We start from the raw sequence: 15,961 nt of genomic DNA, 5'->3' as shown, positions 1-15,961 counted from the left end.
AGACTCCGAGACTGGCAGTCTTCGTTACTCTGGAGCCCTGATGCTTACCTTCATAACTGATGTTTTTGCCGGGTTGGGCGGTCCGTTGATCGGCGCCACATCTGCATTAGTTGGTATGTGGGTAGGCAATAAAAGAGCAAACCGTGCGGAGGCGCAGAAGCGGGAAGATGATTTAAATTTTCTGGTGGCGGAGGTGCTCTCTAAGCTCCAAGTGTTCGTGGAGGGGTGTCTTCTTGTTGCTTGGGATTTCGGAGATTCCGACGAGAGTGGCGAATATACACCCGTGAACACTTACCCTATCTTCAACTTGGAAGAGCTTCCAGTTGAGTGGAAGCTGTTGCCATTTGATCTCCAGCATTCGCTGAAATCACTGCCTTTGAGGCAGAAGAAAGTAAACAAGAGAATTTCCGAGGCGTTTGAATCGGACTGGGACCCTCCTGAGCACCCTGGATATTTTCGAACTAGAAGAGAGCTTTATGCTGAGTTTGGAAGCCGAGTAGTCCTTCTTATGAGGCGGTTAGAGCATGTGGTTGGGCAGACAGGAGATGGTGATCTGTTGCGGGAGGTAGAGGTGGGACTTTTCGATGCCCAAAATTATCTGTTGAGTGAGCGGAAGAAATCGGATACCAAAATTGCAGCGGCGCAGAATGAGTCAGGGTATATTGCGAGTGAGGATGCTGCATCCACGCGTGTAACTAAGGCTGACGCGCTGCCGTCGTCGTCGCCGTCGTCGTCGTCGTCGTCGTCGTCGTCGTCGTCGTCGTCGTCGCCGTCGCCGTCGCCGTCGCCGTCGCCGTCGCCGTCGCCGTAATTATTGCATTATTTGGGAGGTGAATTCGTATGTCTGGTGGATATCAAGCGCTTGGGTTTACTGACAACCCGTTCAATTCAAACACCGCTGAGCGGGAGCCAGAGATAGCTGCTTACGCTGTGCATCCGCCTTATCTTGATCGTACTGAGGAGGCCTCGAAGAAAAGCGGCTCGTTTTTCCTTGAAGGTGCAAGGGGCAGCGGGAAGTCAGCTACAAGGCTCACGATTGCAAAAAAATTAATGAGTGGCCCACAGGATCAACTTGTCGTCCCGTTCACATCATTTAATATTTTCAGGCCTTATATTAAGGGGGCGCTGACAATTGATCTTTTTGCTACCCAGGTTGCATTTCTTGTGGCAGAAGGTCTTTTGGCTTGGCTTAGTACTTTGAGTGAGGAGGATCAGCGGGCATTCAAGGCGCATACGGCTGACTCGACGCCGCTGATTAGTAATTTCATTTCCACGTTCTACCTCAATCGATCCGATAAGTCGCGGGCTGATAGCGCGTCTGAGACATATGAGCTAATTGGTACTTCAATACCGACTAAGGTGGGTATTTGGATCGAAAAACGGTGGGATGCGGTTTCGTCTTCGCTTGTCAATGTCGCTCTAGCTATTGCAAAGAAGAAGGCCGATTTTGACTTGGGTAATCCAGAGTCTTACCAGGCCATGCTTGCCAGGCAGAAGGGTGATGGCTTTCATGATCCGATTTATATATTGAAAAAAGCCGTGGAGGTCGCTCGTGCATTCGGGTTCTCTGGAATTTTGATTCAAATGGATAAGGTGGACGAAACAGATTGGACGGGGAATGATCTGGATGCAGCCTCTGATCTAATCGTTCCCATACTTTCAAATATAAATCTGCATGAAATTGAAAATCTTACTTGGACATTTTTTGTATGGGATGAGGTTTCAAGGAACATCCGCAGAAAAAATGGTGCGAAGATTCGTTTTGATAAGATTCCGAGCGGATTGATTGCGTGGGAGGTTGGTTATCTTGCGGATATGGTTAATAGAAGGATGTCTTATTTTTCTGGCGGGAGGATAAAGGAACTGTCGGACATAAGCGAGCCGGGGACTGATGTGAATTCACTTATGTTGGAGATGATTGATCTAACAGGGAGATCTCCAAGGTCATTAATTTCTGTCTTCGATCATGTGTTAAGTACGCATATCCAACGGAATCAGAGGGTTCCGAGAAAACTAGACACCGACGCATTCGAAAGTGGGATGAACTCGTTTGCCCTCCAAGCTCTATACAACAAAGGTTTGCTTGAAGAAGCCCGAACGATTTCAAAGCTCCGTTCGCTGGAGTTTGTTACAAAGGATGTGCAGCGTTTAACTCGCCAGTCAGCACAGACTTCGCGAGGGAAGATTGATCGGTGGGTGGAGCTTCAACTCGTCAAATACGATGGCACCAAACAGGTCGCTACTGCTGGGCGGCCGGTGGATAAATTTCGGGTAGCTGACCCTCTCGTGGCTCGCATAGTCTCCCGGGATTTATAGCGGACTTCGGGGAGGTAGCCTGCTTCGAGCTCGCTTGCGGGGTCTCCGGAGACCCTTAAGCCAAAGTTGCCAGGGCAGTAGTTGAGCGTTTTGGGCACGTCGGGTCGTTAGAGGTGCTCTTAGGATGGCCGCCCGCGCTACGCCCGCGCAATAGGCACGTCTTCCCATTTAGTGGTGTATTGCGGGGTGCGCCTTTCCTGCTTCATGCCCCATTCTTTGGGCTGCTTCGTTGGTCCCGTGCTGGCTATATGCACAGTCCCCTTGCCGTAGCGCCGGTTCAGCTTGTCCATGGCCTGCATCAGCGCGGTGCGGTCTTTCACTTGGTCCTTTTCCAGGTCTAGCTCGCCCTGGTGCACGCTGCCGGGCGCAAGGTCTAGCAACATCACGCCGGCCTTGGCCATCTTGTAGCCCGGCTCGTATATGCGACGCATGCCCAACACTGCCGCGTTCACCAAGTGACTGGTGTCGGCTGTAGGGCGACGTAGGGGCACCACCACGCTACGATTGAATCGCGGCCCCTCCCGGAACGGCGATGAATGGGCAAACACCAGCACCTGGCTGGTCAGGCTCCCTTGTTTGCGCAGCTTTTCGCCGGCACGGGTGGCGAAGGCGCTCACCGCCTCGATGAGCGGTGGAAGGTCTGTCACGCTGTGGCCGAATGATCTGGTGCATGCGATCTGTTTCTTGGGCTCGGGCGCTTCATCCAGAGTAATGCACTGCATCCCCTGCAGCTCGCGGACGGTGCGCTCCAACACCACGCTCCAACGCCGGCGGGCCACCACGGGGTCCATGCGCACCAGGTCTAACACGGTGTGCACTCCAGCCTCCTGCAGTTGCGCAGCAATCTTGCGGCCCACGCCCCACACCTCGCCCACCTGAGTGGCCTGCAGCACGTCGTTAAGATCTCGCGCAGGCAGTGTGGTCAGGTTGCAGACCTGGGCCAAAATATCGGGGTAGCTGCCGGGTTTGCGCTCTGCTGTCTTTGCGATGTGGTTTGCCAGTTTCGCAAGTGTTTTTGTGCTTCCAATGCCTATGCCGCAGGGGATGTCTGTCCACTGCAGGATGCGGGCGCGCACCGACCGTGCCCGGTTTGTCAGGTCGCCACGCATGCCCTGCAGGCTGATGAAGGACTCGTCAATGCTGTAGATCTCTTGCGATGGGCCCAGCCCCGCCGCAAGGCTCATCATCCGGTCGCTCATGTCGCCGTAGAGGGCAAAGTTGGCGCTCAATGGCACCAACCCCTGGTGCTCCAAGTGTTTGATTGCAAACCAAGGCTCGCCCATCTTGATGCCCATGTCCTTGGCTTCGTTGCTTCGCGCGATGGCGCAGCCGTCATTGTTCGACAGCACTACCACTGGCCGCCCCACGAGCGAAGGGCGGAACACGCGCTCACAGCTCACATAAAAATTGTTTCCATCCACCAGAGCAAACATCGTTCATCACGCTCAGCGGCCTCACTTGATGAACTGCTTGATGCAGCAGATGACAACACCCCAAACCTGTATCAACTGGCCGTCGCGAGGGATGATGTCCGGGAAGGTTGGGTTGGCGGCTTTTAGGCGCGTAGATCCGTTGCGGTTGTAGAAGTATTTGATGGTGAATTCGCCATCCATGACGGCCACCACTATGTCCATATGACGTGCACGCAGCGCCTTGTCCACCAGCACTAGGTCGCGGTCAAAGATGCCGGCACCTTCCATGGAGTTGCCGCTCACGCCCAGAATGTGGGTGGCTTGCGGGTGTTTGATCAGCCTGGCTGAAAGATCCAGCCGCTGAGCGCATTCATCCTCAGCAGGCGATGGGAACCCGGCTTGCACCGACATGCTGGCCAGCGGCAGCACCATGGCAGCCGCGCTGATAGGCACGGGCTGATGGAAACTGGTGGGACTGTGCATTCATACAGTATATCTTGCGCGCATGTTGGGGGCTACTCACCGAGATTTCAGGGCTTTTGACCCACCTGGCTGAAGTGTTGCGGGGGGCAGGGCTTCCACCTAGCGAGTGCTTGGACAAGCAGGGCTGATACAGTTAGGTTCGAACCGCACGATGAGCATTGGAGGGAAGCGCATGACACCGACAGATCCGAACGACCCTGCATTCAAGGCTGCCGTGATTGATGTATTGGGTGCGTATGAAAAGTCCAAGGTTGAGGAGGCGTCGGCAAAGCGTATTGCTCGCGACCAGGCCGTGGAGGATCAAAAAAAGGTGTCCTACTACGAGGTCTTAGTGAACGCCTTCATCAACAGCGCGATGGAATTGGACAAGAGCCTCTTGACGCTAGCTAGCGGTGCAATTGCTTTCTCTCTTACGTTAGTTGATCCGGTTAGCGGGTCAATCCTTTTCCTTACGATGTATCTGGTGGCAAATTTCCTCTTTTTAGTGACTATCGTGAGCACTCTTTTGGCGTACGGTTTGAATAAAACCTATGTTTCAGATCTAATCAATACAAGACCGAACACGGCCCGAGCGCTCACGTTGGTTGATAGGACCGCAGTTCTGAGCTTTGGCTCAGGTGTCTTTTTGCTTACTATCGTAGGCTGCTATTCTGTAATCAAAAAATGGGGGATGATGGCGTGACTAAAGAAGACAAAGGGCCAGTATTGGTTGAAGTCCAAAAGGGCTTTGTGGGTCTCGGAGATCTCGCTAATGAGAGTTTCAACGGGCTGCGACAACTTGCGCAGAACCTTCAAAGCTCTTGCGCTGAAACGATTGCTTCTGCAGCCCCAGCACCAGCACCAATGCCTACACCAACACCAGGCACACTTGGCGATCTGGCCCCTCGGGGGGACTGACTGGGGAGATTTGGGGGATTCCCCCCCTTTGTGCTGTACATAACAGTACGGAATGTGTCGGAACGGACGGCATTCAACTGTGTAAAATCAACCACTTGCAGGCGGCAAGCGAACTACGAACCAAGGGGTCGTGGGTTCGATTCCTGCCAGCCGCACCAATGTTTAAAGCCTGCAATCGAAAGATTGCAGGCTTTTTCATTTGTCCCAGCTTTTTTCGCTGACGGGAGAGATCTGCGATGAGCAAGGCCTTCACGAAGGAATCCGATGAGGGGTCCGATGACGATGAATTGGCGCTGCCCGCGCTCCCAGCAGGCGGCAAGAACTACATCACCCCTGCGGGCTATGCGCGCCTGCGTGATGAGTTGCTGGACCTGATCGACAACGAGCGGCCCAAAGTGGTCGATGCCGTGCACTGGGCTGCCAGCAACGGGGACCGGTCCGAGAACGGCGACTACCTGTACGGCAAGAAGCGCCTGCGCGAGATAGATCGGCGCATCCGCTTCCTGACCAAGCGCCTTGAAATTGCCGAGGTGGTGGACCCCAGTCTGCATGCGGGCAGCGACCAGGTGTTCTTCGGGGCAACGGTCGTCTATGTCGACGATGAAGGTGTCGAGCGCACCATCACCATCATGGGGATTGACGAAGCGGACAGCCGCGCATCGCAGGTCAGCTGGATCTCGCCGGTGGCGCGGGCGCTGCTGAAGGCGCGTGTGGGTGACGAGGTGCAGTTGCCGACACCCGGCGGTGTCCGAAGCCTCGAGGTCGTGGCGGTGCAGTATCCGCCACGGGGTTCCGAAGAGGCCCGCTGACCAGAGCTGCTGACTTCGGGGGTGTCTACCCGTTCGCCTGTCGGGCAACGGCAACTGGTACGGACCAGGGCCCGTGCCAGCTTCCGATCTCGATCTCTCAAGCCTGCGGTGTGATGCGGGCGGCGCGGATGACCGCCTGAGTGCGCCTGAGGTTGCGCAGTGCAGTTTCAAGGTGTGACTGGTCCCGGACGGCAACGATGAAACGCAGATCGGTGGTGTCCAGGGCGGCCTCGTCATCCATGTCGACGTGGGTGATGTCGGCTTCGGAACTGGCCAGCTCGGCGGCCACCCGCGCGAGTACGCCCTTGCCGTTGTTGACGGTCACCACCACCCCGGTCTCGAACATGCGGGTGGGTTCGTCAGACCAGTCCACTGCGATGAAGCGCTCGCTGTCCTTGTTCTGCAGCCGCTTGGCCACGGTGCAGTGGGCGTTGTGCACCACCAGGCCTTCGCCGCGACCCAGATAGCCGACGATGCTGTCGCCGGGCACCGGACGGCAGCACGCTGCATACTGGACCGATGCGTTTTCGCTGCCGTCCAGAGTGACCGCGCCCTGCGACAGGGTCTCGTGCGAGGTATAGCGTTCCCGCGTCATGAGCAGGGCATCGGGGCGGTGGCCGTGCTCCGACATCAGCACCATGAGCCGTTTGGCCACGATGCTTGCGATGCGCTTGCCCAGGCCCAGGTCGGTCATGAGTTCGCTGCGGCTGCGGTTGCCGGTAAAGCGCAGCAGCTTGTCCCACATGGGCTGTGTTTCAGCGTTCATCGGTGGTAGCTGCTCCAGGCCTTCGGCGCGGATCGCCTGGGTCAGCAGCTTTTCTCCCAGGCCTTCCGATTCGGTCTGGGCCAGCGTCTTCAGGTAGTGCCGGATCTTGGAGCGCGCGCGGCCCGTGCGGACAAAGCCCAGCCAGGCTGGATTTGGAGTGGACACCGGCGCGGTGATGACTTCCACCACGTCGCCGTTCTTGAGCTCGGTGCGCAGGGGCACCTGCTCGTTGTTGATCTTGGCGGCCGTGGTGCGGTCGCCCACATTGCTGTGGATGGCATAGGCAAAGTCGACCACGGTGGCGCCGCGCGGCAGGGCCATGATCTGGCTCTTGGGTGTGAACACGTACACCGCGTCAGGAAACAGGTCCACCTTCACGTGGTCCCAGAACTCCGCCGCGTCGCGGGTTTCGTTCTGGATGTCCAGCAGCGACTGCAGCCACTTGGTGCCCAGGCGTTCGGCAGACGTACCGTCTCCATCCTGCGCCTTGTACAGCCAGTGCGCGGCCACGCCGGCTTCGGCGATCACGTGCATTTCGTCGGTGCGCATCTGGAACTCGATGTTCACGCCCGACGGCCCCACCAGCGTGGTGTGCAGCGACTGGTAGCCGTTGAGCTTGGCAATCGCGATGTGGTCCTTGAACTTGCCCGGCACGGGCTTGTACATCTGGTGCAGTACGCCAAGTGCGGTGTAGCAGTCCGTCACCGTCGGCACGATGACCCGAAAGCCGTAGATGTCGGTCACCTGGGCAAAGCTCAGGTGCTTGAGGTCCATCTTCTGGTAGATGGCGTACAGCGTCTTCTCGCGCCCGGCCAGGCGCACCTGCATGCCGATCTTGGAGAAGGCGGCATCGACCTCGGTCTGCACCCGCTGCACCAGGTCGCGGCGGCGGTTGCGCGACTTGTTGACCGCCTTTGACAGGGTGGCGTAGCGCCAGGGGTGCAGGTGCCGGAACGACAGGTCCTGCAGTTCGCGGTAGGTCTGGTTCAGGCCCAGGCGGTGGGCGATGGGCGCGTAGATCTCCAGGGTTTCCGAGGAGATGCGCCCCCATTTGCTGCGGGGCATGTCCGACAGCGTGCGCATGTTGTGCGTGCGGTCGGCCAGCTTGATCAGGATCACTCGCACGTCGCGCGCCATGGCCAGCAGCATCTTGCGGAAGGACTCGGCCTGGTTTTCCTCGCGGGTGTTGAACTGGAGCTTGTCGAGCTTGGTCAGGCCGTCCACCAGCTCTGCCACCGGGGCGCCGAAGCGGTCGATGAGATCTGCCTTGGTGACGCCACAGTCTTCCATCGCGTCATGCAGCAGGGCCGCCATGAGCGCCTGGGCGTCGAGCTTCCAGGTGGCGCACTGCGCGGCCACCGCGATCGGGTGCGTGATGTAGGGCTCACCGCTGTTGCGCAGTTGGCCCAGGTGCGCTTCGTCCGCGAAGCGGTAGGCCTGGCGCACCTGCTCGATGCTGGCCGCATCCAGATAGTCCAGGCTGTCGGTCAGCGCGGCAAAGCTGGCCGCAGCCGCATTGGCTGCCGCGGCGGCGGCCGAAAGGGTGCCTGCCGAAGGCGCTTCGCCGGGCCGGGGCTGCGTTGCAGAAGGTGAGTTGAGCACCGCGTTCATGCCTTTAATGTAGCGCGGCTGCGCGAGCGGTGAGTTCAGCGCAAAAAAAAGCACCGCTCACGCGGTGCTTTTTGCGGGCGTGGCCCGGAAGGAATATCAACCAGGAACCTTCTTGAGCATCTCCAGGCCCACCTTGCCTTCGGCGATCTCGCGCAGGGCGGTCACCGCAGGCTTGTTGCGGCTTTCAATGCGGGGGGCGTGGCCCTGGCTCAGCATGCGGGCACGGTACGTGGCGGCCAACACGAGCTGGAAGCGGTTGGGGATCTTTTCCAGACAGTCTTCTACGGTGATGCGTGCCATCGGGGTACTCCGGGGATTCAGGTGATATTGAGCGACTGGAAGGTCTCAGAACGCGCGCGTCGCTGAGCGGCGTACTTCAGGCGCTGGGCATGAACTACGGCTTTCAGGTCGAAGAGCGCGCGTTCAAACAACTCATTGATTATAACGAAGTCGAATTTGCTGACCTGCGCCATCTCTTCGGCCGCGTTCTTGAGGCGGACTTCGATGACATCCGGAGAGTCCTCGCCCCGGCGCTCCAGGCGGGAGCGCAGTTCCTCCCAGCTCGGGGGGAGGATGAACACCAGGATGGCGTTGGCAAAGGCATGCTTGATCTGCAGTGCGCCCTGGAAGTCGATTTCCAGGATCACATCGGAGCCCTGGGCGATGCGTTCCTCGATGGCCTTCTTGGAGGTGCCATAGCGGTTGCCGTGCACGTGGGCCCATTCCACGAAGGCGTTGCCTTCGATCATGGCGTCGAACTCGGACTGCGACGCGAAGTAGTAGTCGCGCCCGTGCTTTTCCTGCCCGCGGGGGGGGCGGGTGGTGTGCGAGATCGACAGGTGAACGTGGGAGTCAAGCTCCAGCAGGGCCTTGACCAGGCTGGATTTGCCGGCGCCGCTGGGCGCCGCCACTACGAAGAGATTTCCTGGATAGTCCATGGCGAATAAGCGTCCAGCGCTATCAAAACACGGGGTTCATTCAATATTTTGCACCTGCTCGCGCATCTGCTCGATCAGCACCTTCATGTCGACGCTGATGCGCGTAAGGTCCAGTGCGGCGGACTTGGAGCCCAGGGTATTGGCCTCGCGGTGCAGCTCCTGGATGAGAAAGTCCAGGCGCTTGCCCACTTCGCCGCCTTTCTTGAGCAGGCGCTCGATCTCGTCGAGGTGGGAGTCCAGCCGGGTGATTTCCTCCGCCACATCGATCCGGATGGCAAAGGCCGTGGCCTCCGTCAGGGCGCGGTCGCGAGCGGCATCGGGGGCGACCGCGCCGTCGGTCAGGGCCATGGCCTCTTTCCAGCGCTCCATGAAGCGGGTGCGCTGCTGTTCGACCAGTTGCGGCACCAGGGGCGTGGCCTGAGAGGCCAGCGCGCGCAGCTGCTTGACGCGGTCTTGCAGCATGGCGGCCAGGCGTTTGCCCTCGCGCTCCCGCGCGGCCATGAGCGCGTCGAGTGCCTCTTCGGCCAGAGGGGGGACTGCCTCGGCCCAGTCCTCGCTGGCCGACGGCGCGTTCGCACACAGGCGCAGTGCATCCGCCACGGTGAGGGGTGCGGCGTTGGGCAGCCAGGCCTTCACCGAGTCCTGGATGGAGTTCAGGCGCTGCAGCACGCGCGGCGGGGGGTCTTGCAGCGCGTTGCTGTCTTCGGATTCGAGAGCGGCACGCACCTCGACCTTGCCGCGCTTGAGGCGAGCAGTCAGCAGGCTGCGCAGAGTGGGCTCCAGGGCGCGCAGCTCGTCGGGCAGGCGGAACGACAGGTCCAGAAAGCGGCTGTTGACCGAGCGGATCTCGAGCCCCAGCCGGCGCGATTGGGGCGCGCGCGCATCGGTTTCTGCGCCAGTGGCGGACGCGCCATGCTGTGCGCTGGCGTATCCGGTCATGCTGTAAACTGGCATTGGACTTTTTGATGGTTGCTTGCGATCCGGCGATTATCCGGGTTCCGCTCTACCCCCGAGTCATCTTCGCAAAATATGTCAAAAATCAAGCCGGCTCCCCTGCCGCCCGACACCGCCATTGGTGGATACCGCGTGGTTCGCCGGGTGTCCTCCGGGGGCTTTGGCGTGGTGTACCTCGCTACCGACGGTGAAGGCCAGCAGGTTGCCATCAAGGAATATCTTCCTTCATCCCTTGCCACCCGTGCCCCTGGCGAGCTGCTGCCCAAGGTGCCGTCCGAAAAGCTCTCGCTATACCGTCTGGGCCTGAAGAGTTTCTTCGAAGAGGGCCGCTCGCTGGCCCAGATCTCGCACGCCTCCGTGGTGAGCGTGCTGAATTTCTTTCGCGAGAATGAAACCGTCTACATGGTGATGAACTACCTGGAGGGCGCCACCCTGCAGGATTTCATCATCACCGCGCGCGACCTGAAGACGCAAAAGGTCTTCCGTGAATCGACCATCCGTTCGCTCTTCGACGAGGTCCTGCGCGGGCTGCGTATCGTGCACCAGCACAAGATGCTGCACCTGGATATCAAGCCGGCCAACATCTTCATCACCGATGACAACAAGGCCGTGATGATCGACTTCGGTGCGGCGCGCGAGGTGCTGTCGAAAGAGGGCAACTTCATCCGCCCCATGTACACGCCGGGCTTCGCGGCGCCTGAGATGTACCGGCGCGATTCGTCGATGGGTCCCTGGACGGACATCTACGCCATCGGTGCCTGCATCTATGCCTGCATGCAGGGCTTTCCGCCCAACGAGGCGCCCCAGCGCATCGAGAAAGACCGTCTCTCGCTGGCGCTGACCAAGCTGCGCGGCGTGTATTCCGACAACCTCATCGAGGTGGTTGAGTGGTGCATGGCGCTCGACCCCCTGTCGCGCCCGCAGTCGGTGTTTGCCTTGCAAAAGGAACTCAGCCGCGAGGGCGAGCGCCGCTACACCAAGCTGTCGGTCGGAGAGAAGATGCGCCTCCAGTTGGACACCCTGGTGTCCGACACCAAGAAGAATGTACAGAAGGTGGGTGAAGCCACCGGCATCGGAGCCAAGCCCAAATGAACACCTTTGACGCAAGGCAGGCGCGAGAGGGGCGCACATCCCTGGACAGTAGTGCCCTGAGGCGCAGTCGTTTGCCCGGGGCCCTATGAAATTCTCCGTATTCCAGATCAGCCGCCGCGGCGGGCGCGAGAAGAACGAAGACCGCATGGGCTACTGCTACACGCGTGAATCGGGCCTTTTCGTGTTGGCCGATGGCATGGGCGGACACCCCGAGGGTGAGGTTGCCGCGCAGATTGCCTTGCAGACGGTCTCTGCGCTGTTTCAGCGGCAAGCCAAGCCGCTGCTCAAGGATGTGCAGGAGTTCCTCTCCGGGGCGCTGCTGGCGGCGCACCACCAGATCCTGCGCTATGCGACGGACAAGGGCATGCTCGACACGCCGCGCACCACCCTGGTCGCGGCCGTGGTGCAAGCCGGCACGGCCACCTGGATCCACTGCGGCGACTCGCGCCTGTACATGGTGCGCGATGGCGACCTGCTGACGCGCACCCGTGATCATTCGTACATGGAGCTGCGCAACTCGCCCCCTCCGGGCATGGAGCGCATCAACCGCAACGTGCTGTTCACCTGCCTGGGCTCTCCTACCAAGCCCATCTACGACATCACCGGCCCGGTCTACCTGGAGCAGGGCGACCGCATCCTGCTGTGCTCCGACGGCTTGTGGGGCACGCTGAACGACGAAGACATCTCCAAGCAGCTCGCCCGCAATACCGTGTCGCATTCGGTACCCGAGCTGGTGGAGGCCGCGTTGCGCAAGGCGGGCGACAGCAGCGACAACGTCACCGTGATCGCACTGGAGTGGGAGACGCCGGATGCGTTCGAGTCCACCCAGGGCGTGTCCACCGACAGCATCAGCGACGACGTGTTTGCGTCCACCATCCAGGCCGGCCCGCTGGACGGGCTGGTGGACGACCTCGACGACGAAGCCATTGAACGCTCCATCGCAGAGATCAACGAGGCGATCCGGCGGTCTGCCGCCAGGAAAGCATGAGGCTTTCCGCCGAGCCGCAGCGCACCCTGCGGCTTGCTGACAATTTGGCGGGTTGTTCTAGCCGTTGTGCCATTCGGCCCGAGTAACACCACCAGGGCGGCGCGCAGTCGGCTGTGCGACGATTGCCGGCTTGGGCGCCAGGCATGCACTGCACGTTCACCCGGCGGCCGCCCACTGCGGACCGCAGCAGGGGTGGTGGCGCGTGGCTTTGCGCCAACTGATCCTGCCGGCACCATTCCTTTGGGACATTGACAACACCATGACCAACTTCGAGCGAACCGGCAGCCGTGCTGCCAACCAACTGCGCCCTGTGCGCATCACCCGCCACTACACCATGCACGCCGAAGGCTCGGTGCTCATCGAGTTCGGCAACACCAAGGTGCTGTGCACCGCGTCCGTTGAAGAACGCGTGCCACCGCACAAGCGCGGCAGCGGCGAAGGCTGGGTCACGGCCGAATACGGCATGCTGCCCCGGTCCACGCATTCCCGCAATGACCGCGAGGCAGCGCGCGGCAAGCAAAGCGGCCGCACGCAGGAGATCCAGCGCCTCATCGGCCGATCGCTGCGGGCCGTGTTCGACCTCAAGCTGCTGGGCGAACGCACCATCCAGCTTGACTGCGACGTGATCCAGGCGGACGGCGGCACCCGCACCGCCGCCATCACGGGCGCCTGGGTGGCCGCCCAGGACGCGGTGAACAAGCTGCTGGCCAGCGGCAAGATCAAAGAGTCGCCGCTGGTGCAGCCGGTGGCGGCCATCTCGGTGGGCATCGTGCAGGGCACTGCGCTGCTGGACCTCGAATACGTGGAAGACGTCGACTGCGACACCGACATGAACGTGGTGATGACCGGCGCAGGCCATTTCGTCGAAGTGCAAGGCACGGCCGAAGGCGTTGCCTTCACGCGTGCCGAGATGGACCAGTTGCTGGCCCTGGCCGAAAAGGGCATCGCCGAACTGGTCGCTCTGCAGCAGCAGGCGCTGACCCTGGTTGCTCACTAATTGATAGCTATTGACGCTTGTTGGAAAAGCGTCAACATTGATTTTGACCATGAAAATCGTTCTTGCATCCAACAATCGCGGCAAGCTTGCCGAGCTGCAGGCCATGCTGGCCCCCCTGGGCGTGGAGCTTGTGCGCCAGGCCGACCTGGGCGTGGGCGAGGCCGACGAGCCTTTTCGCACCTTTGTGGAAAACGCGCTGGCCAAGGCGCGCTTCGCCTCGGCGCATACCGGGCTGCCCGCGCTGGCCGACGATGCCGGTCTGTGCGTGGACGCGTTCGGTGGCCTGCCCGGTGTGGACACGGCGTACTACGCCACCCAGTTCGGCTACGACAAGGGCGACGACACCAACGTGCAGGCGCTGCTGGAGCAAATGCAGCACATCGACCATCGGCGTGCCGCCATGGTCAGCACGCTGGTCGCCGTGCGCAGCCCCGAGGACCCCGAGCCCCTGATCGCGGTGGGCCGCGTGGTGGGCGAAATCGCGCGGGAGCGCCGCGGCAGCAACGGCTTCGGGTTCGACCCCATCATGTTCATCCCCGAGTTCGGCAAGACCTTTGCAGAGCTGCCCGTTGAAGTGAAAAACGCCCACAGCCACCGCGGCCGCTCAGCGCAGCAGATGCTGGCGCTGCTTCGCGAGCGTTGGCTGTGAGCGCCACAGCGCTGCACAGCCAGGGCGATTTGTCTGCAGAGCCTCCGCCATGAACACCATTCCCATCGCACACGCGACCACGGCCGCGCCCGCAGAGCCAGCGCCCCGGCGCGACATCCAGCACTACATGCGCCCGGGCCTGTTGCAACTCCAGAGCCTGCCGCCGCTGTCGTTGTACGTGCACCTGCCGTGGTGCCTCAAGAAGTGCCCGTACTGCGATTTCAACTCGCACGAGGCGCGCGGCGACGGGGGCGAAGCAGCAGGTGCTGCCGCCGTGCCCGAGCAGCGCTACATCGACGCCCTGCTGGCCGACCTGGAATCCGCGCTGCCGCTGATCTGGGGGCGCACCGTGCACAGCATCTTCATCGGAGGCGGCACTCCCAGCCTGTTCTCGCCGGCGGCCATTGACCGGCTGATCGGCGACATTCGTGCCCGGCTGCGGCTGGAGGCCGACTGCGAGATCACGATGGAGGCCAACCCCGGGACCTTCGAAAAAGACCGCTTTCGCGCATACCGCGCCGCAGGCATCACGCGGCTGTCGGTGGGCGTGCAAAGCTTCAATGACCGGCACCTCAAGGCCCTGGGCCGCGTGCACGATCGCGCGCAGGCCCTGGCGGCCGTCGCGGAGGCCGCGGAGGCTTTCGACACCTTCAACCTCGACATCATGTACGCGCTGCCCGGGCAGACGCTGCATGAGCTGGAAGAAGACATGCGGACCGCGCTGGCACTGAAGCCGCCGCACATCTCCATCTACCACCTCACCATCGAGCCCAACACCTACTTCGCCAAGTACCCCCCCGCCATCCCCGAGGACGACCAGGCCTACGCCATGCTCGATCGCATCACGGAGATGACGGGCCAGGCGGGCTTGGCGCGGTACGAGATATCGGCTTATGCCCAGCCGGGCCATCAGTGCTGGCACAACACCAACTACTGGCAGTTTGGCGACTACCTGGGCATTGGCGCCGGGGCGCACAGCAAGCTCAGCTTCGCGCACCGCGTGGTGCGCCAGGTGCGCTTTCGCGAGCCGCGCCTGTACATGGAGCATGCGCTGGCCGGGCGCCCTGTCGCGCAGGACGACGACGTCAAGCGCGCGGACCTGCCGTTCGAGTTCATGCTCAACGCCCTGCGCCTGCGCGATGGCTTTGCGCTGCAGGACTTCACGGCCCGCACCGGCCTGCCGCTGACGGCCATCGCCAAAGGCTTGCAGGAGGCCGAGCGCAAGGGCCTGATCGAGCGCGACATGGAGCGCGTGCGCCCCACGGAACGGGGCTTTGATTTCCTGAGCGACCTGCAGGAGCTGTTTCTCTCCGACTGAACGAGCGACAGGCCGTGCGTGGCCTGCCGACTTCCGCTCTGCCCGGCCGCACTCAGCCGCAGGTCACTGCCAGAATGCGGCCGTTGGCATCCACCTCCAGGTTCAGGCGCTGGGCGTTGAACTCCTTGGTGATCATCTGACCGGGCCGCAGGATGCGGGCCATCTGTGCCCCCGACCTCGCGCGCGCGGACTCCACGACGGTCGAGGTACTGCTTTGTCCCACGACGCCCTGGGCAGGCTGCGCATTGCACTGACCTCCGGGTGGTGGTGGCGCTGCGCCGGCACCGGCTCCGGCAGAACTGCTCGACGGTGCCGGGGTGGTGCCGTAGCCCGAGCACGCCCCCATCGCCGCTGCTGCGGCAAGGATCAGGCTGGTCGAGGCGAGGCGGGTGGTTCTGTTCATGGCGGTAGCTCCTGAAAATGCTGGGTGCAGCCACCATAAAGGAAGGCTTCGCCGGCCGGGGTGTCCACAGGTAACAGGCAGGCAGGAAAAGGGCGGACGGGCCATTGGCATATTGTTGCGACGAGCTGAACTGCGCAATATAAAAGCATCGATTTGATAGTCGGCTCCGTCCTACATGCTGGATTTGGATGCCGTTCTAATATCCATCCGTCGACACCCTCTCGACATCCCTCCCGCTTGCACCAAGCAAGTGTTAAGCCCGCGATATGCGGGCTTTTTTTTGCCCGTTTTTGCCCCTTGGGTCGTGTTTTCAGGTCTTCTTGCGCCC

16 protein-coding genes are annotated in these 15,961 nt (G+C 61.0%); 9 read left to right on the top strand and 7 right to left on the bottom strand.

Going from position 1 to position 15,961, the window contains the following annotated elements; translation table 11 throughout:
• Positions 1–40 precede the first annotated feature (40 nt).
• Together KW835_RS01950 and KW835_RS01945 are read left to right on the top strand one after the other, a co-directional pair.
• Entirely contained in the window at positions 41–811 is a 771-nt protein-coding gene (locus tag KW835_RS01950) for a hypothetical protein (protein WP_218380589.1), read from the top strand.
• A 29-nt stretch (positions 812–840) separates the two neighbouring features.
• The gene (locus tag KW835_RS01945; RefSeq protein ID WP_218380588.1) at positions 841–2,316 is read left to right on the top strand and encodes a hypothetical protein; all 1,476 of its coding nucleotides are present in this window, start codon (positions 841–843) and stop codon (positions 2,314–2,316) included.
• Between the two features lie 137 nt (positions 2,317–2,453).
• Here KW835_RS01945 and KW835_RS01940 read toward each other — a convergent pair whose 3' ends face one another.
• Together KW835_RS01940 and KW835_RS01935 are read right to left on the bottom strand one after the other, a co-directional pair.
• Positions 2,454–3,749: a Y-family DNA polymerase gene (locus KW835_RS01940; protein ID WP_218380587.1), complete on the bottom strand. Its 1,296-nt coding sequence runs from the start codon at positions 3,747–3,749 to the stop codon at positions 2,454–2,456.
• Positions 3,750–3,770: 21 nt separating this feature from the next.
• Complete coding sequence (locus tag KW835_RS01935) at positions 3,771–4,211, bottom strand: LexA family transcriptional regulator (protein WP_218380586.1); 441 nt, start codon at positions 4,209–4,211, stop codon at positions 3,771–3,773.
• A 172-nt stretch (positions 4,212–4,383) separates the two neighbouring features.
• Here KW835_RS01935 and KW835_RS01930 point away from each other — a divergent pair, with 172 nt between their 5' ends.
• Together KW835_RS01930 and greB are read left to right on the top strand one after the other, a co-directional pair.
• The gene (locus KW835_RS01930; protein WP_218380585.1) at positions 4,384–4,893 is read left to right on the top strand and encodes a hypothetical protein; all 510 of its coding nucleotides are present in this window, start codon (positions 4,384–4,386) and stop codon (positions 4,891–4,893) included.
• Positions 4,894–5,344: 451 nt separating this feature from the next.
• On the top strand, positions 5,345–5,917 hold the full coding sequence (greB, locus tag KW835_RS01925) for a transcription elongation factor GreB (protein ID WP_218380584.1): 573 nt from the start codon (positions 5,345–5,347) through the stop codon (positions 5,915–5,917).
• 97 nt (positions 5,918–6,014) lie between these two features.
• Here greB and KW835_RS01920 read toward each other — a convergent pair whose 3' ends face one another.
• From KW835_RS01920 to KW835_RS01905, 4 genes are all read right to left on the bottom strand, one after another.
• Positions 6,015–8,294 carry a bifunctional (p)ppGpp synthetase/guanosine-3',5'-bis(diphosphate) 3'-pyrophosphohydrolase gene (locus KW835_RS01920; protein WP_218380583.1) on the bottom strand — a complete coding sequence of 760 codons (2,280 nt, stop codon included), beginning with the start codon at positions 8,292–8,294 and terminating at the stop codon, positions 6,015–6,017.
• A gap of 96 nt (positions 8,295–8,390) precedes the next feature.
• Positions 8,391–8,594, bottom strand: a complete 204-nt coding sequence (gene rpoZ, locus KW835_RS01915) for a DNA-directed RNA polymerase subunit omega (RefSeq protein ID WP_005794722.1) — start codon at positions 8,592–8,594, stop codon at positions 8,391–8,393.
• A 17-nt stretch (positions 8,595–8,611) separates the two neighbouring features.
• On the bottom strand, positions 8,612–9,232 hold the full coding sequence (gene gmk / locus KW835_RS01910) for a guanylate kinase (protein WP_218380582.1): 621 nt from the start codon (positions 9,230–9,232) through the stop codon (positions 8,612–8,614).
• 36 nt (positions 9,233–9,268) lie between these two features.
• Entirely contained in the window at positions 9,269–10,186 is a 918-nt protein-coding gene (locus tag KW835_RS01905; RefSeq protein WP_218380581.1) for a YicC/YloC family endoribonuclease, read from the bottom strand.
• Between the two features lie 75 nt (positions 10,187–10,261).
• Between KW835_RS01905 and KW835_RS01900 the strand changes: the two genes are divergently transcribed.
• The 5 genes from KW835_RS01900 to hemW all read left to right on the top strand — a co-directional run bounded on the left by KW835_RS01900 (position 10,262) and on the right by hemW (position 15,230).
• Positions 10,262–11,278 carry a serine/threonine-protein kinase gene (locus tag KW835_RS01900; RefSeq protein ID WP_218380580.1) on the top strand — a complete coding sequence of 339 codons (1,017 nt, stop codon included), beginning with the start codon at positions 10,262–10,264 and terminating at the stop codon, positions 11,276–11,278.
• Positions 11,279–11,363: 85 nt separating this feature from the next.
• A complete protein-coding gene (locus KW835_RS01895; RefSeq protein WP_218380579.1) occupies positions 11,364–12,266 on the top strand; it encodes a PP2C family serine/threonine-protein phosphatase in 903 nt (300 codons plus the stop codon).
• Between the two features lie 259 nt (positions 12,267–12,525).
• Positions 12,526–13,263, top strand: coding sequence for a ribonuclease PH (gene rph, locus KW835_RS01890; protein ID WP_218380578.1), 738 nt, complete (start codon positions 12,526–12,528; stop codon positions 13,261–13,263).
• 49 nt (positions 13,264–13,312) lie between these two features.
• The gene (gene rdgB / locus KW835_RS01885) at positions 13,313–13,912 is read left to right on the top strand and encodes an RdgB/HAM1 family non-canonical purine NTP pyrophosphatase (protein ID WP_218380577.1); all 600 of its coding nucleotides are present in this window, start codon (positions 13,313–13,315) and stop codon (positions 13,910–13,912) included.
• A 49-nt stretch (positions 13,913–13,961) separates the two neighbouring features.
• Positions 13,962–15,230, top strand: a complete 1,269-nt coding sequence (gene hemW, locus KW835_RS01880) for a radical SAM family heme chaperone HemW (RefSeq protein ID WP_218380576.1) — start codon at positions 13,962–13,964, stop codon at positions 15,228–15,230.
• Between the two features lie 52 nt (positions 15,231–15,282).
• Here hemW and KW835_RS01875 read toward each other — a convergent pair whose 3' ends face one another.
• The gene (locus KW835_RS01875; protein ID WP_218380575.1) at positions 15,283–15,633 is read right to left on the bottom strand and encodes an I78 family peptidase inhibitor; all 351 of its coding nucleotides are present in this window, start codon (positions 15,631–15,633) and stop codon (positions 15,283–15,285) included.
• Between the last annotated feature and the right edge of the window lie 328 nt (positions 15,634–15,961).

Source organism: Acidovorax sp. sic0104 (assembly GCF_019219095.1).
Lineage (GTDB): Bacteria > Pseudomonadota > Gammaproteobacteria > Burkholderiales > Burkholderiaceae_C > Acidovorax.
This window is presented reverse-complemented; position numbering and strand designations above follow the sequence as displayed.